This is a genomic window from Sphingomonas sp. C3-2 (genome assembly GCF_033025475.1).
Taxonomy (GTDB): domain Bacteria; phylum Pseudomonadota; class Alphaproteobacteria; order Sphingomonadales; family Sphingomonadaceae; genus Sphingobium_A.
Genome location: NZ_CP130322.1, coordinates 1,707,569 through 1,725,003 on the forward strand (window position 1 = coordinate 1,707,569; position 17,435 = coordinate 1,725,003).

The following is a 17,435-nucleotide window of genomic DNA, read 5'->3' on the forward strand; positions in this document are numbered from 1 at the left end:
AGAGGATGCGCAAGGCATCGATTTTCCTGACGGCTGCCCTTTTCGCCGGAATCGCAAGCGCCGGCCACGCGCAGGACAGCGCCTTTCGGCCGGCAACGGATGGCAGCTCCACTCTCGTTCATGTCGAGAGCGGCACCAAATTCCCGCTGACCGTCGCGGGATTCGAGCGGACCGGCGAAGCCGCCTTTGACGGCCGCGGGGATTATGTGAGCGTCGGCTATCGCAGCACGCTGCCCGACGGATCGCCTGTCACGCTTCGCCTTGCCGTGGCGCATGTCGCGCAGATGACGCCGCGTGAACATTTCATCATCGCCAAGCCGATGGTGCTGGACGGGCTGAGCGATGTGAAGACCGTGGTGGAGCGCGCCTATCAGCGGCCGGACAACAAGGCCGATGGCTATATCGGCATCTATGATGCCCGTGACGGTGACCGGAAGATCGGCGTCGGCCTGTGGACCTTCGAGCGCGGCTATTGGGATCTGCGCGGCAGGGTCGAATTTCCGTACGGCAAGCGCAAACAGGCGCAGGCCGCGGTCGATGGTTTTGTCGATGCGTTTGTAGCGCTTGCACAACCCTATTCGGAGCCGAAGCGGTAAACATCCCCGCCCGGCCGATCTGACGGAGGCCGGTATGAAGATGAAAGCCGCCATTGCCCGCACCTTCGGCGCGCCGCTGGTGATCGAGGAGATCGATGTCCCGCGTCCCGGGCCGGGAGAGGTTGTCGTCAAGATCGCGGCGAGCGGCGTGTGCCACACCGACTTGCACGCGATCGACGGCGACTGGCCGGTCAAGCCCACCCTCCCCCTCATTCCCGGCCATGAAGGCGTTGGCCATGTCGCGGCCGTGGGCGAAGGCGTTGCCGACCTGAAGGAAGGCGATGCGGTGGGCGTGCCGTGGTTATATGAGGCGTGCCGCGCCTGCGAATATTGCGAAACCGGCTGGGAAACTTTGTGCGAACGGCAGCGCAATACCGGTTACAGCGTCAATGGCGCCTATGCGGAATATGTGCTCGCCAGCGCGCCCTTTGTGGGCCACTTGCCCGCCAATACCGATTTCGTCGCGATGGCACCGATCCTGTGCGCGGGCGTCACCACCTATAAGGGGCTGAAGGAAACCGAAGCGCGGCCGGGCGAATGGGTCGTGATTTCGGGCATTGGCGGGCTGGGGCATGTTGCCATCCAATATGCCAAGGCGATGGGACTGCATGTCGCAGCGCTCGACGTGGCCCCCGACAAGCTCGATCTGGCGCAGAGGCTGGGCGCCGATCTGACGATCAACGCCAGCGCGGCCGACGCGGTGGAACAGGTGGTCCGCGAGACGGGCGGCGGCGCGCACGGTGTGCTGGTGACCGCGGTCTCCCCGGCGGCCTTCGGCCAGGCGATCGCGTGCGCACGGCGGCGCGGGACGGTAAGCCTTGTCGGGTTGCCCCCCGGCGACTTTCCCACCCCCATTTTCGACGTGGTGCTGAAACGGATCACGGTGCGCGGATCGATCGTCGGCACGCGGCGCGACCTTAGCGAGGCGATCGCCTTTGCGGCGGCCGGACAGGTGCGCGCCAATGTGCGCGCGCAGCCGCTGGACGATGTAAATCTGGTGCTCGACGATCTACGCGCCGGGCGGATCGACGGACGCGCCGCGCTCGTCCCCTGAATAGCAAAGAGGCCGGCCCCCGTTTTGGGTAGCCGGCCTTTTTCCCGTCTTAGCGTTCGCGCGTGGCGCTGAACTTGATCTCGGGATTGCGTTCCTGGACATAGCCGACTTCCCAGGCGCTCTTCGCCATGAAGACGAGATTGCCGTCCCGGTCCTTGGCGAGCGCGGACTGGTTGATACTGGCAAAGGCCTTCATCGCGGCCTCGTCCCCCGAGATCCAGCGCGCCGTGTCCCATGGGCTGGGCTCAAGCCTTGCCGCGACCTTATATTCGGCATCGAGCCGGCTGAGCAGCACGTCGAGCTGAAGCTGCCCCACCACGCCGATGATCCAGTTCGACCCGATTTCAGGATAGAAGACCTGAGTCACCCCCTCTTCGGCCATATCGTCGAGCGCCTTGCGGAGTTGCTTGGTCTTGGTGGGATCGACCAGAGCGACGCGACGCAGGATTTCGGGCGCGAAATTGGGCAAACCGGTGAAGCGGATCGCCTCCCCCTCGGTCAGCGTATCGCCGACGCGCAGCGTGCCGTGGTTGGGAATACCGATGATATCGCCCGGCCAAGCTTCCTCCGCCAGTTCACGGTCCTGCGCGAAGAACATGATCGGGCTGTGGACCGCGATCGGCTTGCCATGGCCCGTGGGCGTCAGTTTCATGCCCCGCTTGAACTTGCCCGAGCAGAGCCGCATGAACGCAATCCGGTCGCGGTGCTGCGGGTCCATATTGGCCTGCACCTTGAACACGAATCCCGTGACATTGTCGTAATCAGGCGACACCGGTTGGGGCTCGGCAGGCTGGGTGCGCGGCGGCGGGGCGTGATCGGCGAGTGCCTCGATCAGTTCGGCAATGCCGAACTCTTTCAGCGCCGAGCCGAAATAGACCGGGGTCAGGTCGCCATGCCGATAGGCTTCGGGATCGAATGCCCCATAGCCGTGCAACGCCAGCTCGGCTTCTTCCTGCAAATGGGCCAGCCCCTCTGCGGAAACGGCATCTGCCAATGTGGGATCGTCGAGCCCGGTATAGTGGGACATCTTCCCTTCGAACGTACGGCTGTCGCCCGACGGCTGACGCAGGACATTACCGTACAGATCGTAAATGCCTTCGAACTGACCACCCATGCCGACCGGCCAACTCATCGGCGTGACATCGAGCGCGAGCATGTCGGCGATCTCGTCGAGCAATTCGAACGGAGGCCGCCCTTCGCGGTCAACCTTGTTGACGAAGGTGATGATCGGCACCGAGCGCATGCGGCAAACCTCGAACAGCTTGCGCGTCTGCGGCTCGATACCCTTGGCCGCGTCGATCACCATCACCGCGGAATCAACCGCAGTGAGCGTGCGATAGGTGTCTTCGGAGAAGTCTTCGTGGCCCGGCGTGTCGAGCAGGTTGAAGGTCACGCCATCGCGCTCGAAGGTCATCACCGACGAGGTGACCGAAATGCCGCGCTGCTGCTCGATCTTCATCCAGTCGGACCGGGCGCGGCGGTTCGCCCCGCGCGCCTTGACTTCGCCGGCCAAGTGGATGGCGCCTCCGAACAACAGCAGCTTTTCGGTGAGCGTGGTCTTACCGGCGTCCGGATGGGCGATGATCGCAAAGGTGCGACGGTCGGGGCGATTGATGGTCATGACTTCGGATATTCCCGGGAAATTCAAAATTTTGGCGTGAGGTGGACAGCGGGCTCGCTAATCCTCAACCAGCGCCACGTTCATCCGGAAGCTGCGGCCGGTGCCGGGCGCGAGCGTGAAGATACCGGGCTTGTCCATAAGCTCCCCCGAAAAGCCTGCCGGGTCGGCCATGCCGGCCCAGGGCTCGACGCAGACGAAGGGTGCGCCCGGCTTGGTCCAGATACCGAGCCAGGGCGTATCGGGAAAGGAAATGTCGAGCGCCTTGCCCGTCGACGCGCCGTAGCGCAGCCGCCGGCTGGCCAAGTCGTCCCAGACCAGCGCGTCCTTTTCGAACAGCGCGTCGTGGAGCGGCAGATCCCGACCCACGACAGGGCTGGGCAGCCTTTCGGCCGCGATCAGCGCATCATCGGTAATCGCGCAGATGGCGGCGGGCTCGTCCCGCTCGAAGGTGATACGATGATCGGCACGCGCCGCGCCGTAGGGCAGCGGCCAGGCGAACGCCGGATGATAGCCGAAGCTTGCGGGCAGCGGCACGTCGCCGGGATTGGTGATCGTCGCCATCATCGCCAGTTCCGCCCCGTCGAGCGCGAATGCCATGTCGAGTTGGAAGGCGAAGGGGTAATTGGCGCGGGTTTCGGGCGTGTCGACCAGTCGGAAAAGGGCGTTGGCTGGCCCGTGTTCGACCAACGCGAATTCCATGCGGCGGGCAAAGCCGTGCTGGGGCAGCGCATATTCCTGCCCCCCGACCCGGTAGCGATCATCGCGCACACGCCCGACAATGGGAAAAAGCAGCGGCGCCCGGCCCGTCCAATAGGCTGGATCGCCGCTGCTCATCAGTTCGCGTCCATCGGCATCCGTCAGCGACACCAGCTCGGCGCCCAGCGGCGCGATGCGCGCCGTGAGCTTTTCTGAACGGATCGTGACGGTGCCGTGATCAGCCACGCAGACGCGCACCCAGTTTTTCGGCGGCCTGAACCACCTTGGCCGAGATGGCGGCGAGCTCTTCCTCGGTGAAGCTCTTGTCCTTGGGCTGGAGCACGATCTCGACCGCGAGCGACTTATGCCCTTCCGCGACACCCTGACCGACGAACCGGTCGAACAGGCGCGCCGAGACGATCGCGTTCTTGTCCGCGCCCTTGACCGCACGGACAAGGCTGTCGGCGGGCGTATCGGCCGGAACGAGGAACGCGAAATCGCGCATCACCGCCTGCAGCGCCGGGGGCGCATAGGCAGTGCGCATCCGGGCACTGCCACCGCGCTTGCCCGGGATCGCGTCGAGATAGATTTCGCCTGCGATCACGGTACCGCCGAGATCGAACGCCTTGGCGGTGAGCGGGTGAAGCGTCCCGAAAGCCGCAAGCACGGTCTTGGGCCCCAGACGCAGCGTCGCCGACTGGCCGGGGTGATATTGATCCCCCGCCTCGCCAAAGGTCTGCAGGTTTTCGACCGGCGCGCCCGCTGCGGCGAGCAGCGCAATCGCCTCTGCCTTGCCGTCGAACGCGTCAAAGGCCTGCGCCTTGCCGCCCTGCCAGTTGCGCGGCGTACGGTTGCCCGCGAGCACGAAGCCAAGCGTCATGCGCTCGCCATCGGCGAAATAGCGACGGCCGAGCTCAAACAGACGGATCGTATCCGCACCGCGCGCCTGGTTGCGCGCGGCAGCCGCGAGCAGACCGGGAAGGAGCGACGGGCGCATCACCTTCATATCTTCCGAAATCGGATTGGCGAGCGTCCAGTCGCCACCGCCAAAGGTGGCAGCCTCCTTTTCGGACAGGAAGCTCCAGGTGATCGCCTCGTTCAGGCCACGCGCAGCCGCAGTCCGCCGCACGCGGCGTTCGACCAGCTGTTCGGGCGTGGCGGTGACGGCCGCAACACCGGGTGCACGCGGCAGCGGCGTGGACGGGACATGCTCGAGGCCGATGATGCGGATCACCTCCTCGACGATATCGGCCGCGCCAAGCACGTCGCGGCGCCAGGTCGGCGGAGTGATCTGCCAGGCAGCACCGGTTTCGACCGCAAAGCCGAGGCTTTCGAGGATCGCCTTCTGACGATCCTGATCGACCGCAACGCCGGCGAGCGTTTCGGTGAGTGCCGGATCATAGGCGAAGTTCGGCATATCGAGCGGCGGCTGCCCCGCGCGGGTGATGCCGCTGGCGGTGCCACCGCACAGATCAACCACGAGGCGCGTTGCGATCGCCAGACCATCCTCAAGGAACGCCGGATCGACCCCGCGCTCGAAACGGCTGCGCGCGTCAGAGGTCAGACCAAGCTTCTGGCCGGTGCGGGCGATATGCTCGGGCGTAAAATAGGCGCATTCGATGAGCACGTCGGTCGTGGTTTCGGAAACGCCCGAATCCTCGCCGCCCATGATGCCGCCAATGTCGTGGACATGATTGTCATCGGCGATGACAGTCATGTTCGCATCGAGCGTATAGGTCTTGCCGTTGAGCGCGAGCACGGTTTCGCCGTCCTTCGCGCGGCGCGCAACCAGGGCTCCCGACAGCTTGGCACGGTCATAGACGTGGAGCGGGCGGCCGAGATCGATCATCACATAATTGGTGATGTCGACCAGCGTCGAGATCGGCTTCTGACCGATCGCCTTCAACCGGCGCTGCATCCATTCGGGGCTGGTGCCGTTGACGACGCCCGAGACCGACTGGCCAAAAAAGGCCGGGCAGCCCTCGGCATCGAGCGTGGCGACATCGGGACCGGCGCCCGTGCCGGCGACCGGATCGATCGCGAGCGCCTTGAGCGTACCGATGCCCGTGGCCGCGAGGTCGCGCGCGATTCCGCGCACACCCATGCAATCCTGCTTGTTGGGGGTGATCGAGACATCGATGACGGGATCATCGAGACCGGCATATTGCGCGAAGACGGTGCCAATCGGTGCGTCCTCGGGCAATTCGATGATGCCGTTGTGATCCTCACCCAGCTCAAGCTCGCGGTAGGAGCACATCATGCCGTTCGATTCGACGCCGCGGATCGCGGTGACCTTGAGCGTGACGTCGAGACCCGGGACATAGGCGCCCGAGGTGCCAAACACGCCGACAAGCCCGGCACGCGCATTGGGCGCGCCGCAGACGACCTGGATCGGGCCATCGCCGGCATCGACCGACAGCACCTGAAGCTTGTCCGCCTGCGGATGGCGTTCAGCGGTCAGGACGCGGGCGATACGGAACGGCGCGAGCTTTTCGGCGGCGTTCTCGACACCTTCGACCTCGATGCCGATGGCGGTGAGTTTTTCCAGAATGGCGTCAAGCGAGGCATCGGTATCCAGATGCTCCTTCAGCCAAGAAAGCGTGAACTTCATGCGCCCACTCCTCCCGAAAGCGTGGGCACGTCGAGTGCCGCAAAACCATAATGACGAAGCCAGCGGAGATCGCCGTCGAAGAAGGCGCGCAGATCGTCCATGCCGTATTTGAGCATGGCGAGACGATCGACCCCCGTGCCGAAGGCGAAGCCCTGCCATTCCTTCGGATCAAGACCGCAGGCCTCGATCACGCGGGGGTGGACCATGCCGCTGCCGAGCACTTCCATCCAGCCTTCGGAGCCACCGATCACGCGGCGGCCCTTTTCGATCGAATAGCCGACATCGACCTCGACCGAGGGTTCGGTGAAGGGAAAATAGCTGGGACGCAGGCGGAGCACGATGTCGTCGCGCTCGAAAAACGCCTTGAGGAAGGTTTCCAGCGTCCATTTCAGATGGCCGAGATGGATGCCGCGATCGATGACCAAACCTTCGATCTGGTGGAACATCGGGGTGTGGGTGGCATCGCTGTCCGAGCGATAGACGCGGCCCGGCGCGATGATGCGGATCGGCGGTTCCTGCGACATCATCGTCCGGATCTGCACCGGCGAGGTATGCGTGCGGAGCAGCATGTCCTTCCCGTCGCGCTTGTCGGGGAAGTAGAAGGTGTCGTGCATCGCGCGCGCCGGATGCGTTTCCGGAATGTTGAGCGCGGTGAAATTATGCCAGTCGTCCTCGATCTCGGGACCGGTGGCAACCGAGAAGCCCATATCGGCAAAGATTTCGGCGAGTTCGTCCATCACCTGCGACACCGGGTGTACGCTACCCTGCGGCGCAGTGGGCGCGGGCAACGTCATGTCGAGCGTTTCCGCCGAAAGGCGCGCATCGAGCACCGCGCGCTCAAGACCGGCCTTGCGATCGGCGATGGCGTTGGTGACGGCTTCGCGCAGGGCGTGGATCTTCGGCCCTTCGCTCTGGCGTTCGTCCGGGCTCATCTTGCCCAGCGATTTCAAAAGCGCGGTGATAGCGCCCTGCTTTCCGAGCGCCTTTACGCGCACATCCTCGACCGCTTCGGGGGTGCCCGCCGCAGCGACAGCCGACAGCAGTTCGGCTTCAAGAGTGGTGAGATCAGTCATGGAATTCCGCTCTGAACTAGTCGGTGAGCCAAATAGGCAAGCGCGCCCCAAAAGCAAAGGGCGCGGATGGCATTGCCACCCGCGCCCCAAACGCTTTCTCAGCTCAGGCCGTTTTAGGCAGCCTGGGGCAGAGCCGCCTTCGCCTGAGCGACGATGGCGCTAAACGCTTCCGCTTCGTGCATCGCAATGTCTGCGAGCACCTTGCGGTCGAGTTCGATGCCAGCCAGCTTGAGGCCGTGCATGAACTGCGAATAGGTGAGGCCTTCTGCGCGGACGCCGGCGTTGATACGCTGGATCCAGAGGCCACGGAAAGTCCGCTTCTTAACCTTACGGTCGCGATAGGCGTACTGACCGGCCTTTTCGACGGCCTGACGAGCGATACGGATCGTGTTCTTGCGACGGCCGTAAAAGCCCTTCGCCTGATCCAAAATCCTCTTATGCTTAGCCTTGGTGGTCGTACCACGTTTGACGCGTGCCATTGTCTAGTACTCCTTAACGCAGGCCGTACGGCGCCCAGAGCTTTACGTGACCCCAATCGGAATCAGAAAGCACGTCGGTACCGCGGTTCGAACGGATGTACTTGGCGTTATGGCTCGACAGACGGTGGCGCTTGCCAGCAACACCATGCTTGACCTTGCCATTAGCGGTGATCTTGAAACGCTTCTTGACCCCGCTCTTGGTCTTCATCTTGGGCATTTTCGTCTCCTCTAACTCGACGATTGCGAACGGCCTCGGCAGCCCTAACAGCCGGACAGCTCCCCCGTTTCCGGGATGAATCGTAAGAAGCGGGCCCTGTACCGGACTCCCTGGCCCAATGCAAGTTTTGCTCAGTGGTGGTGGTCACCCGCGGCCAGCGCCTCGATGATGTCGTCGATGCGCGCAGGGTCACCGGCGGCGATGACATCGCCCTTGCTGTCGGCATCGAGCGGATCGCCTGACCAGTCGCACATCCGCCCGCCTGCGCCCTCGACCACCGGAATCAGCGCCGCAAAATCGTGAAGCTTCAGCCCCGCTTCGACCACGATATCGATATGGCCCGACGCCAGACCGCCATAATTATAGCAATCCCCGCCAAAGATCGTGTCGCCGCACTGGCGCGCCAGCCACGAGAAATGCTCGGCCGAGCAACCGGGAAAATATTGCGGGCCGGTGGTGCCCAGAATCGCCTTGTCGAGCGCGGTGCACGACCGGGTTTTTGCCGGCTTGCCATTGAATTCGGTCGGGCGGCCGACATAGCCGACCCAGCGTTCGCCGATGATCGGCTGATCGATCACCCCCATGATCGGCCAGCCATCCTGCAACAGCGCGATCAGCGTGCCGAAGATCGGACGCCCCGCGATGAAGGCGCGGGTGCCGTCGATCGGGTCGAACACCCAGGTACGGCCGCTGGTGCCGGGCTTTTCGCCAAACTCCTCCCCCACAATCGCGTCGGTCGGGCATTCGCGGTCGATAATCGCGCGCATCGCTGCCTCTGCCGCGCGATCTGCCTGGGTAACGGGCGAAGCGTCCCCCTTGGTCTCGATCTCGAAACGGGACCGGAAAAAGGGACGAATGGCCTCTCCGGCTGCCTGGGCGAGGCGGTGAGCAAGGGCGAGATCGGTATCGGGTCTGGTCATGCCGATGCGGTAGCGCATGGCCGCTCAGAGGGCTAGACTGCTCCCGCCCGCTCCCCAGACGCGGCCAGCCGGACAGGAGAAGACGATGCCCGTTCGCCCCGCCCTTATCCCCAATCTCTGGTACAAGGATGCGCCCGCCGCGATCGATTTCCTGTGCCGCGCCTTCGGCTTCGAGAAACACGCGGTCTATGCCGATGACGAGGATGCCGAGATCATCCATCATGCCGAGCTCGTCCGCGACGGGCATATGGTGATGCTGAGCAGCTATGGCGGCGACAGCGAGTTCAGCCGGAAATCGAAGCTGCTGCACCCGCAGGATGCGGGCGGCAATACCCAGTCGATCTATATCGTCCTGGACGATGTCGACGATCACGCAGACCGGGCACAGAAAGCGGGCGCGAAGATCATCCTCGCGCCCGCCGATCAGGATTATGGGGGCCGCGTCTATTCGGCGCTGGACCCAGAAGGTTATGCGTGGAGCTTTGGCAGCTACGATCCCTGGACCGCCGCCTGAAGCTCCCCGCCCCGATGCTTAGTCGAAGAGGCTCGACACCGAGGTTTCGTCCGCGATACGGCGGATCGCCTCGGCCAGAAGCGGCGCGATCGTCAGGTGACGGATCTTCTTCGCATCCTTGATGAGTTCGTGGCTGCCGATCGAATCGGAGATGACAAGTTCGGCCAGCTGCGAATTTTCGACACGCGCAACCGCGCCGCCCGACAGCACGCCGTGGGTGCAATAAGCAACGACGTCTTCGGCGCCCGCAGCCTTCAGCGCAGCAGCGGCATTGCACAGCGTACCCGCCGAATCGACGATATCGTCGATCAGGATGCAGAAGCGGCCTTCGACGTCACCGATGATGTTCATCACCTCGGACTCGCCAGCACGCTCACGGCGCTTGTCGACGATCGCGAGCGGGGCATTGTCGAGTCGCTTGGCGAGCGCACGCGCGCGCACCACGCCGCCGACGTCGGGCGAGACGACCATGATGTTCTTGCCGCCGAAACGCGCGTGGATATCGGCCGACATCACGGGTGCGGCGTAGAGATTGTCGGTCGGAATGTCGAAAAAACCCTGGATCTGGCCAGCGTGCAGATCGACCGACAGCACGCGGTTGGCCCCCGCGGTCGTCAGCAGATTGGCGACGAGCTTGGCCGAAATCGGGGTCCGCGGGCCGGGTTTGCGATCCTGACGCGCATAGCCGAAATAAGGGAGGACCGCGGTGATCCGCTTGGCCGATGAGCGCTTGAGCGCATCGATGCAGATCAGCAGTTCCATGAGGTTGTCGTTGGCGGGGAACGCCGTCGACTGCAGTACGAACACGTCTTCGCCGCGCACATTTTCGTGGATTTCGACGAAGACCTCTTCGTCGGCGAAGCGCCGGACGCTTGCATCGGTCAGCGGGATCTCCAGATATTCGGCGATCGCCTTGGCCAGCGGCAGATTCGAATTGCCGGTGAGTAGTTTCATGGTTTGAGATTCCCGCAATGCAGTTACGATTGCGCCTGCCCTTTAGTCATCCAAGTGCAATGATGAAAGGGGGCATTGCCGCTGGGCGGCTCGCTGCCTAATCAGGGCACATGATCAACCGGCTTACAATCGCGCTTGCGCAGATATCCCAACGCGTCGGCGACCTGACCGGCAATGCCGATGCGATGCTTGCCTGGCGTGCCCGGGCAAGTACCGCAGATCTTGTCGTTTTTCCCGAGATGCAGCTGATCGGCTACCCCCCCGAAGACCTGGTTCTGAAGCCCGCGCTGGTGGCGCGCGCCGAGGCCGAACTGGCGCGCCTGGCGGTGGCAACGGCTGACGGCGGCCCGGCCATGCTGGTGGGCAGCATCGCCCGTGAGAATGGCAATCTTTACAACATGGTCGCCCTGCTTGACGGCGGGGAGATCGTGGCCGTCACGCGCAAGCATGAATTGCCCAATTATGGCACATTCGATGAAAAGCGGTTGTTCACATCGGCCCCGCCGGCCGAACCGATCGCATTTCGCGGCGTGCAGTTGGGCATTCCGATCTGCGAGGATATCTGGTTCCCCACCGTCTGCGCCAATCTGAAGGCCAAGAGTGCCGAGATCCTGATCTCGCCCAATGGCAGCCCCTATGAAATCGACAAGGACGATCTGCGCAGCGGCTCGATCGCGGCCGCGCGCGTCAAGGAAACCGGCCTGCCGATAGTCTATCTCAACCGTGTGGGCGGGCAGGATGAGCTGGTGTTCGACGGTGCATCCTTCGTGCTCAACGCCGATGGTGCGGTCGCGCTTCAACTGCCCGATTGGGAAGAAGCGCTTGTGGAGACGATATGGGAGCGTGGCCCCACGGGCTGGCGCTGTGCACCCGGCACGATCCACGCGCTCGAACCCCATCCGTCCGACATCTACCATGCGATGGTGGTGGGCCTGCGCGACTATGTGACCGCGAACCGCTTTCCGGGCGTGATCCTCGGCCTGTCCGGCGGAATCGACAGCGCGCTTTCAGCGGCAGTTGCCGTCGATGCACTGGGCGCGGACAAGGTCCGCTGCGTGATGATGCCCTCGCGCTTCACCAGTCGCGAATCGCTCGATGATGCCGAAATGTGCGCCAAGCTGCTCGGCGTCCAGTACGACACCATCCCGATCGGCCCCGCCGTCGACGCATTCGATACGATGCTGGCCGATGCCTTTGCCGGCCGCGCGCGCGATCTGACCGAAGAAAATATCCAGTCGCGCATCCGCGGCGTCACGCTGATGGCGCTCTCGAACAAGTTCGGCCACATGCTGCTGACCACCGGCAACAAGAGCGAGATGTCGGTCGGCTATGCCACGATCTATGGCGACATGGCCGGCGGCTATTCGGTGCTGAAGGATGCGTACAAGCTCACCTGCTTCGAGCTTTCACGCTGGCGCAACGCCAATCGTCCACGCATCGGCCTTGGCCCCGACGGCCCGGTGATGCCCGACAATGTCATCACCAAGCCGCCCTCGGCCGAGTTGCGCGACGATCAGAAGGATTCGGACAGCCTGCCCGAATATGACGTGCTCGACCCGATTCTGCACGGGCTGGTCGAGGAAGAATTATCGGTCGACGACGTGGCAGCGCGCGGTTTTGACCGCGACACCGTCGCGCGGATCGAAAGACTGCTCTATATTGCCGAATATAAGCGGCGTCAGGCGCCGCCGGGCGTAAAGCTCGGCAAGCGCAATTTCGGACGCGACCGCCGTTACCCCATCACCAACGCATTCCGGACATCATGACCGTCACCACCCGCTTCGCCCCCTCGCCGACCGGCCGACTCCATGTCGGCAATATCCGCACCGCGCTCCACAACTGGATGTGGGCGAAGAAGCATGGCGGGCGCTTCCTGCTGCGCATCGACGACACCGACGCTGAACGGTCGACCGAAGAAAATGTGGAGTCGATCCGCGCCGATCTGCGCTGGCTTGGCCTTGAATGGGATGGCGAGGCGCGCCAGTCCGAACGCTTCGCGCTCTATGAGGAAAAGTTCGAACAGCTGAAGGCTGCAGGCCGCGTCTATGCCTGCTACGAAACGCCCGAAGAACTTGAACTGCGCCGCAAGGTCCTGCTCGGTCGCGGGCTTCCGCCGGTCTATGAGCGCCAGCCTGCGGACGCGCCCATTCCCGAAGGCCGGACACCGCATTGGCGTTTCCGTCTCGATCACGACACCCCGATCGTCTGGCACGATCTGATCCGTGGCGAGCAGCGTTTCGATCCCAAGCTGCTTTCCGACCCGGTGATCCGCCGCGCCGATGGCAGCTGGCTCTATATGCTGCCCTCGGCGATCGACGATGTCGACATGAGGATCACCCATGTGGTGCGCGGCGAAGACCATGTTTCGAACACGGCCGCGCAGCTTCAGATGTTCGAAGCGCTGGGCGCCCCTGCCCCGGCCTTTGCGCACGAGGCGCTGCTGACCGGGAGCGAAGGCAAATTGTCCAAGCGCCTCGGGTCACTCGGCGTTGAACATTTCCGCGAGGCCGGGATCGAACCGGCGGCGATCATCGCCAAGCTCGCGCGGATCGGGACGAGCGATCCGGTCGAGCCCTATGCCGATGCGCAGCCGCTGATCGACAGCTTCGACTTTGCCCGCTTCGGCCGTGCGCCCGCGCGCTTCGACGAGGCCGAACTGGCGACGCTCAACGCCAAGATCGTCCACCAGTTCGATTTTGCGGCCGTCGCGGATCGGCTTCCCGACGGCATGGATGCGGCGGGCTGGGAAGCGATCCGCCCCAATCTGCAGCATGTGGCGGAAGCTGCCGACTGGTGGCACGTCGTGCGTGGGCCGGTCGCTGCGCCCGCGCTATCCGATGAGGACCGCGCCTATATCGCCACCGCGATCGACGCAGCCGCAGACATCGAAGACTGGGCAACCAATCCCTGGGGTGCGCTCACCGGTGCCCTGAAGGAACAGACCGGGCGCAAGGGCAAGGCGCTGTTCCTGCCGCTCCGCCAGGCGCTCACCGCGCGCGAGCACGGCCCCGACATGGCGGCGCTCCTCCCCCTGATCGGCCGCGAGCAGGCACTCGAGCGGCTGCGCAACGCTGCGGGCTGATGGGCGACGTCGTCAACCTCCGCACGGCGCGCAAGCAGCGCGCGCGCAAACAGGCCGAACAGGCCGCGACCACCAATCGCACGCTGTTCGGCCGCACCCGCGCACAAAAGGCACACGACACCGCCGAGGCGGAGAAACAGACCCGTTTCCTCGACCAGCACCGACGCGAAGACGCCAAAGACGAGCAATAGCGCAGCCGGATGCGCAAGGCATCTTGCGCATATGCGATCAGCGCTTTAGGGGCGTCCATTCCAGAGCAATGCGGAGCGGTGGCCGAGTGGTCGAAGGCGCTCGCCTGGAAAGTGAGTATACGGCAAAACCGTATCGAGGGTTCGAATCCCTCCCGCTCCGCCACCACATTTACCCCGACACGGATTTTCTCGAGGGCTTCCGGATCAAACTATCCGGCCTGATCGGATATCGCGGGCCGAATCTCGCTAACGCATCCGGGTATTCGGACAGCCAAAAGCGTTGGCCGAAATTTCGGGATCAATCGACTTTGGAGTGTCCTGAGCGTGTCGACCGCCGCCAGTTCCGCGCCAATGCGCTCTACTCTGCGGTCGTACTGGCTGGGGCGGCAGGATTCGAACCTGCGAATGCCGGTACCAAAAACCGGTGCCTTACCGCTTGGCGACGCCCCAATGTTGAGCGGCGCTTATAGCGAGATGATCGCGTGTGAGAAGAGGGGAATGGCAGAAAATTGAGGCCATCCCCCCGTCCCGTTCTTTAGAAAAGGGTTTCGGTCCAGCCGTAAGGATCGGCGGCGTCGCCGCGCTGGATATCGACCAGCGCCTGGCGCAGGCGCTGCGTGACGGGGGCGGCCAGCTGATCGCCGATGGTGAACGACGCGGTCGCGCTTTTCACGCTGCCGATCGGGGTGACGACGGCGGCGGTGCCGCAGGCAAAGGCTTCGGTCAGGCGCCCGCTGGTGGCGTCTTCGCGCCATTGTTCGATCGAATAGGGCTCTTCGCGCACGGTGATGCCCTGATCACGCGCAAGGCGCAGGATCGAATCGCGGGTGATGCCGGGCAGGATCGTCCCGGTGAGCGGCGGGGTGACCATCGAGCCGTCTTCGAACACGAAGAAGATGTTCATGCCGCCCAGTTCCTCGACCCAGCGGCGTTCGACCGCATCGAGGAAGACGACCTGATCGCAGCCATTGCGCGAGGCCTCTGCCTGGGCGGCGAGGCTGGCGGCATAGTTGCCGCCGCACTTGGCCGCGCCGGTGCCGCCGGGGGCTGCGCGCGTATATTCGCGCGTGACCCAGAGCGAAACGCTGGGGGCACCGCCCTTGAAATAGGCGCCGACTGACGAAGCGATCACCATGTAGAGATATTCGGACGAGGGCTTCACGCCGAGGAACACTTCGCTCGCATACATGAAGGGGCGCAGATAGAGCGCGCCGTCCGGGTTATTGGGGATCCATGCACGGTCGACGCTGACGAGCTGGCGGATCGATTCGAGGAACAGTTCCTCGGGGAGTTCGGGCATGGCGAGACGCCGCGCCGACGAGTTGAAGCGCGCGGCATTGGCGCCGGGGCGGAAGAGCGCCGCACCGCCGCCCGGGCGGTGATAGGCCTTCATGCCCTCGAAGATTTCCTGCGCATAATGGAGCACCGAGGCCGCCGGATCGGTGGACAGCGGCTGACGCGCGGTGATCTGCGCATCGTGCCAGCCCTTTTCCTCGGAATAGCGGATGAGCGCCATGTGATCGGTGAACACGCGACCAAAGCCCGGGTTTACGAGCCGCTCGCTACGCTCGGCATCGGAAACGATATTGGGGCTTTGCGTAAAAGCGAAGGTCGGAGCACCGGATGACATAATAGTCCCTCATATAGAGAAGCGCGGCGCCCGCTCGCGTGCGTCGCGTAGCTTGCGCTGACCTAGGCCCGGCGGCTAGATACGTCAATATGGCTGTCCCACCAACGACCACCGCTTCACCGCTTTTCCTTCGCGGCCCGGAAATCCGCCGGGGGCTTGAGCTGCTCTATTTCGGATACAGCCATTTGCTGCGCGCGATCGACGAGACGCTGGAAGACCAAGGGCTTGGCCGGGCGCATCACCGCGCGCTCTATTTCATCGCGCGCCAGCCCGATCTGAGCGTGAGCGAACTGCTCGCGCTGCTCGCGATCACCAAGCAATCGCTGGGGCGCGTGCTCAACGAGCTGACCGCGCGCGGACTGGTCGAGCAGCGGCCGGGAATCAACGATCGGCGCCAGCGGCTGTTGCGGCTGACCCCCGAGGGCAGCGCGCTCGAACAACAGCTGTTCAACCTGCTGCGCGAACGCCTGTCAGCGGCCTATGGGCAGGCCGGGCAATCGGCGGTGGCGGGTTTCTGGCAGGTGCTGGAAGGGCTGATCCCGTTGCGCGAGCGCGACCGGGTGGCACGGCTTCAGCGCGGCGGCTGACAAAAAAATCGCTCCGGTCCGAAGGGGTGGACCGGAGCGACGAGGTTGGAGCGTGGCGCTGGCGCTCAGCCAGCGGACGCCTTGGCCTTTCGGTTCATGTTGAGCTGGGTCAGCGTGCGCGTGCCGCCATCCTTTTCCCATTCCGCATAGAATTGCGCATAATATTGGCGGAATGCAGCTATCGGGCCGTCGCCATCGCAGATGATGGCATCGGGCATGTAGCGCTGCCGATCCCACACCACCTTGTCCTGATCGAGCTGCTTGCAGATGTCGCGGATCAACGCGCGGGCGAGACCGCCCATCGGACCTTCGGCCTGTTCGCGCGGCTGGGTGAAGGCGAAGCGGACATGGACCTTGTCCTTGCTGATCGGGGTGACGCCAGCGACGAGCAGCGTTTCCGAAATGCCGGTGAAGCGCGTCCAGCTCTGGCCCGGGCCGGTGGTGCCGTACGCGATGGCGCCATCGACCTCGCCCATCGGCGTGCCCATCTTCGCATCGACACGCGCGGTGCGCTCATGCCCGTCAAAGTTCAGCTGATAGTCGGGGAAGTTGGCGGTGCCGTGGATATATTTGAAGTGCGCGGCATCGACGCCGTTTTCGGCCATGTTCTGGATCGAACCCCAGACATTCCATTCGTGGCGCTCATACGCCGTCCAGTCCGGATTGCTGGTTTCGGGGAAATCCTTGACCTCCCACTTCGGCGCCTCGCCAAAGGGGTGGTACCAGAACCAGACGAAGTTGTTCTTTTCGACCACCGGCCATTGGTGGTTGCACGGCTTTTTCACCTGCGGCGGAATGGTCTTGGCGTACGGAATCTCACGCACCACGCCGGTTTCGTCATAGCGCCAGGCGTGGAACGGGCATTCGATCAGATTGCCGTGCACCTTGCCGCCAACGCCGAGATGCGCGCCGAGATGGCGGCAATAGCCGTCGAGCATGCGGGGAACGCCATCCTCACCGCGCCAGACGACGAGATCGCGGTCGAAATAGCGCAGCGGCTTGGCCTGACCGACTTCGATTTCGTCGGAATAGCAGGCAACGAACCAGCCAAAGGGGTGCGGCAGATCGAGATTGCGTTCCTCGATCGAGGCGCGCTCGGTCACTTCAGCCAGGCGCCACTCCTTGAGCGCATCGCCTTTGAGGCTTTCAAGCACCTGCCATACGGCGACCGGCGCTGTACGGGCATCGGTTTCGGGCTTGCCGGACATCG

The 17,435-nt window shown here is 63.9% G+C and carries 17 protein-coding genes and 2 tRNA genes; 8 read left to right on the forward strand and 11 right to left on the reverse strand.

The genetic code is table 11. The annotated features are described in order from the left end of the window. Nucleotides 1-5: 5 nt before the first annotated feature. Together QYC26_RS08260 and adhP are read left to right on the forward strand one after the other, a co-directional pair. Nucleotides 6-596 carry a hypothetical protein gene (locus QYC26_RS08260; protein ID WP_317514903.1) on the forward strand — a complete coding sequence of 197 codons (591 nt, stop codon included), beginning with the start codon at nucleotides 6-8 and terminating at the stop codon, nucleotides 594-596. Between the two features lie 40 nt (nucleotides 597-636). Then, nucleotides 637-1,650 carry an alcohol dehydrogenase AdhP gene (gene adhP / locus QYC26_RS08265; RefSeq protein ID WP_317515031.1) on the forward strand — a complete coding sequence of 338 codons (1,014 nt, stop codon included), beginning with the start codon at nucleotides 637-639 and terminating at the stop codon, nucleotides 1,648-1,650. Between the two features lie 49 nt (nucleotides 1,651-1,699). Here adhP and QYC26_RS08270 read toward each other — a convergent pair whose 3' ends face one another. The 7 genes from QYC26_RS08270 to hisN all read right to left on the reverse strand — a co-directional run bounded on the left by QYC26_RS08270 (nucleotide 1,700) and on the right by hisN (nucleotide 9,267). After that, on the reverse strand, nucleotides 1,700-3,271 hold the full coding sequence (locus QYC26_RS08270) for a peptide chain release factor 3 (RefSeq protein ID WP_317514904.1): 1,572 nt from the start codon (nucleotides 3,269-3,271) through the stop codon (nucleotides 1,700-1,702). A gap of 57 nt (nucleotides 3,272-3,328) precedes the next feature. Further along, a complete protein-coding gene (locus tag QYC26_RS08275) occupies nucleotides 3,329-4,213 on the reverse strand; it encodes an aldose 1-epimerase family protein (RefSeq protein WP_317514905.1) in 885 nt (294 codons plus the stop codon). Further along, nucleotides 4,206-6,578, reverse strand: a complete 2,373-nt coding sequence (gene pheT, locus QYC26_RS08280) for a phenylalanine--tRNA ligase subunit beta (RefSeq protein ID WP_317514906.1) — start codon at nucleotides 6,576-6,578, stop codon at nucleotides 4,206-4,208. The genes QYC26_RS08275 and pheT overlap by 8 nt, the downstream gene beginning before the upstream one ends. Next, complete coding sequence (gene pheS, locus QYC26_RS08285) at nucleotides 6,575-7,651, reverse strand: phenylalanine--tRNA ligase subunit alpha (protein WP_317514907.1); 1,077 nt, start codon at nucleotides 7,649-7,651, stop codon at nucleotides 6,575-6,577. Before pheS ends, pheT begins: the two co-directional genes overlap by 4 nt. A 113-nt stretch (nucleotides 7,652-7,764) precedes the next feature. After that, a complete protein-coding gene (gene rplT, locus QYC26_RS08290) occupies nucleotides 7,765-8,130 on the reverse strand; it encodes a 50S ribosomal protein L20 (RefSeq protein ID WP_317514908.1) in 366 nt (121 codons plus the stop codon). 13 nt (nucleotides 8,131-8,143) lie between these two features. After that, nucleotides 8,144-8,347 (reverse strand): 50S ribosomal protein L35, encoded by a 204-nt coding sequence (rpmI, locus tag QYC26_RS08295; protein WP_317514909.1) that lies wholly within the window; start codon nucleotides 8,345-8,347, stop codon nucleotides 8,144-8,146. Between the two features lie 131 nt (nucleotides 8,348-8,478). Beyond that, nucleotides 8,479-9,267, reverse strand: coding sequence for a histidinol-phosphatase (gene hisN / locus QYC26_RS08300; RefSeq protein ID WP_317514910.1), 789 nt, complete (start codon nucleotides 9,265-9,267; stop codon nucleotides 8,479-8,481). An 85-nt stretch (nucleotides 9,268-9,352) separates the two neighbouring features. On the opposite strand from hisN, the gene QYC26_RS08305 reads away from it, so the two are divergent. Further along, entirely contained in the window at nucleotides 9,353-9,781 is a 429-nt protein-coding gene (locus QYC26_RS08305; RefSeq protein ID WP_317514911.1) for a VOC family protein, read from the forward strand. A gap of 18 nt (nucleotides 9,782-9,799) precedes the next feature. Here the strand turns inward: QYC26_RS08305 and QYC26_RS08310 are convergent, their stop codons facing one another. Further along, nucleotides 9,800-10,735: a ribose-phosphate pyrophosphokinase gene (locus QYC26_RS08310; RefSeq protein WP_317514912.1), complete on the reverse strand. Its 936-nt coding sequence runs from the start codon at nucleotides 10,733-10,735 to the stop codon at nucleotides 9,800-9,802. 110 nt (nucleotides 10,736-10,845) lie between these two features. Between QYC26_RS08310 and QYC26_RS08315 the strand changes: the two genes are divergently transcribed. The 4 genes from QYC26_RS08315 (at nucleotide 10,846) to QYC26_RS08330 (ending at nucleotide 14,171) form a co-directional block, all read left to right on the forward strand. Further along, nucleotides 10,846-12,501 (forward strand): NAD+ synthase, encoded by a 1,656-nt coding sequence (locus tag QYC26_RS08315; RefSeq protein WP_317514913.1) that lies wholly within the window; start codon nucleotides 10,846-10,848, stop codon nucleotides 12,499-12,501. Next, entirely contained in the window at nucleotides 12,498-13,817 is a 1,320-nt protein-coding gene (gene gltX / locus QYC26_RS08320; RefSeq protein WP_317514914.1) for a glutamate--tRNA ligase, read from the forward strand. The genes QYC26_RS08315 and gltX overlap by 4 nt, the downstream gene beginning before the upstream one ends. Next, nucleotides 13,817-14,008 (forward strand): DUF4169 family protein, encoded by a 192-nt coding sequence (locus QYC26_RS08325; protein WP_317514915.1) that lies wholly within the window; start codon nucleotides 13,817-13,819, stop codon nucleotides 14,006-14,008. The genes gltX and QYC26_RS08325 overlap by 1 nt, the downstream gene beginning before the upstream one ends. Before the next feature lie 72 nt (nucleotides 14,009-14,080). Then, nucleotides 14,081-14,171 (forward strand) — tRNA-Ser (locus tag QYC26_RS08330). A gap of 212 nt (nucleotides 14,172-14,383) precedes the next feature. Here the strand turns inward: QYC26_RS08330 and QYC26_RS08335 are convergent. Together QYC26_RS08335 and QYC26_RS08340 are read right to left on the reverse strand one after the other, a co-directional pair. Next, a tRNA-Gln gene (locus QYC26_RS08335) sits at nucleotides 14,384-14,458 on the reverse strand. 85 nt (nucleotides 14,459-14,543) lie between these two features. Next, on the reverse strand, nucleotides 14,544-15,638 hold the full coding sequence (locus QYC26_RS08340; protein WP_317514916.1) for a branched-chain amino acid aminotransferase: 1,095 nt from the start codon (nucleotides 15,636-15,638) through the stop codon (nucleotides 14,544-14,546). A gap of 89 nt (nucleotides 15,639-15,727) precedes the next feature. On the opposite strand from QYC26_RS08340, the gene QYC26_RS08345 reads away from it, so the two are divergent. Further along, nucleotides 15,728-16,225, forward strand: a complete 498-nt coding sequence (locus QYC26_RS08345) for a MarR family winged helix-turn-helix transcriptional regulator (RefSeq protein ID WP_317514918.1) — start codon at nucleotides 15,728-15,730, stop codon at nucleotides 16,223-16,225. 65 nt (nucleotides 16,226-16,290) lie between these two features. On the opposite strand, the gene QYC26_RS08350 is transcribed toward QYC26_RS08345, so the two are convergent. After that, complete coding sequence (locus QYC26_RS08350) at nucleotides 16,291-17,433, reverse strand: aromatic ring-hydroxylating oxygenase subunit alpha (RefSeq protein ID WP_317514920.1); 1,143 nt, start codon at nucleotides 17,431-17,433, stop codon at nucleotides 16,291-16,293. Nucleotides 17,434-17,435 lie beyond the last annotated feature (2 nt).

Excerpts from the sequence above, each read along its gene's own strand:
- QYC26_RS08260 (WP_317514903.1), top strand. The coding sequence starts at position 6 with ATGCGCAAGGCATCGATTTTCCTGACGGCTGCCCTTTTCGCCGGAATC.
- adhP (WP_317515031.1), top strand. The coding sequence starts at position 637 with ATGAAAGCCGCCATTGCCCGCACCTTCGGCGCGCCGCTGGTGATCGAG.
- QYC26_RS08270 (WP_317514904.1), bottom strand. The coding sequence starts at position 3,271 with ATGACCATCAATCGCCCCGACCGTCGCACCTTTGCGATCATCGCCCAT.
- pheT (WP_317514906.1), bottom strand. The coding sequence starts at position 6,578 with ATGAAGTTCACGCTTTCTTGGCTGAAGGAGCATCTGGATACCGATGCC.
- pheS (WP_317514907.1), bottom strand. The coding sequence starts at position 7,651 with ATGACTGATCTCACCACTCTTGAAGCCGAACTGCTGTCGGCTGTCGCT.
- rplT (WP_317514908.1), bottom strand. The coding sequence starts at position 8,130 with ATGGCACGCGTCAAACGTGGTACGACCACCAAGGCTAAGCATAAGAGG.
- rpmI (WP_317514909.1), bottom strand. The coding sequence starts at position 8,347 with ATGCCCAAGATGAAGACCAAGAGCGGGGTCAAGAAGCGTTTCAAGATC.
- hisN (WP_317514910.1), bottom strand. The coding sequence starts at position 9,267 with ATGACCAGACCCGATACCGATCTCGCCCTTGCTCACCGCCTCGCCCAG.
- QYC26_RS08305 (WP_317514911.1), top strand. The coding sequence starts at position 9,353 with ATGCCCGTTCGCCCCGCCCTTATCCCCAATCTCTGGTACAAGGATGCG.
- QYC26_RS08310 (WP_317514912.1), bottom strand. The coding sequence starts at position 10,735 with ATGAAACTACTCACCGGCAATTCGAATCTGCCGCTGGCCAAGGCGATC.
- QYC26_RS08315 (WP_317514913.1), top strand. The coding sequence starts at position 10,846 with ATGATCAACCGGCTTACAATCGCGCTTGCGCAGATATCCCAACGCGTC.
- gltX (WP_317514914.1), top strand. The coding sequence starts at position 12,498 with ATGACCGTCACCACCCGCTTCGCCCCCTCGCCGACCGGCCGACTCCAT.
- QYC26_RS08325 (WP_317514915.1), top strand. The coding sequence starts at position 13,817 with ATGGGCGACGTCGTCAACCTCCGCACGGCGCGCAAGCAGCGCGCGCGC.
- QYC26_RS08340 (WP_317514916.1), bottom strand. The coding sequence starts at position 15,638 with ATGTCATCCGGTGCTCCGACCTTCGCTTTTACGCAAAGCCCCAATATC.
- QYC26_RS08345 (WP_317514918.1), top strand. The coding sequence starts at position 15,728 with ATGGCTGTCCCACCAACGACCACCGCTTCACCGCTTTTCCTTCGCGGC.
- QYC26_RS08350 (WP_317514920.1), bottom strand. The coding sequence starts at position 17,433 with ATGTCCGGCAAGCCCGAAACCGATGCCCGTACAGCGCCGGTCGCCGTA.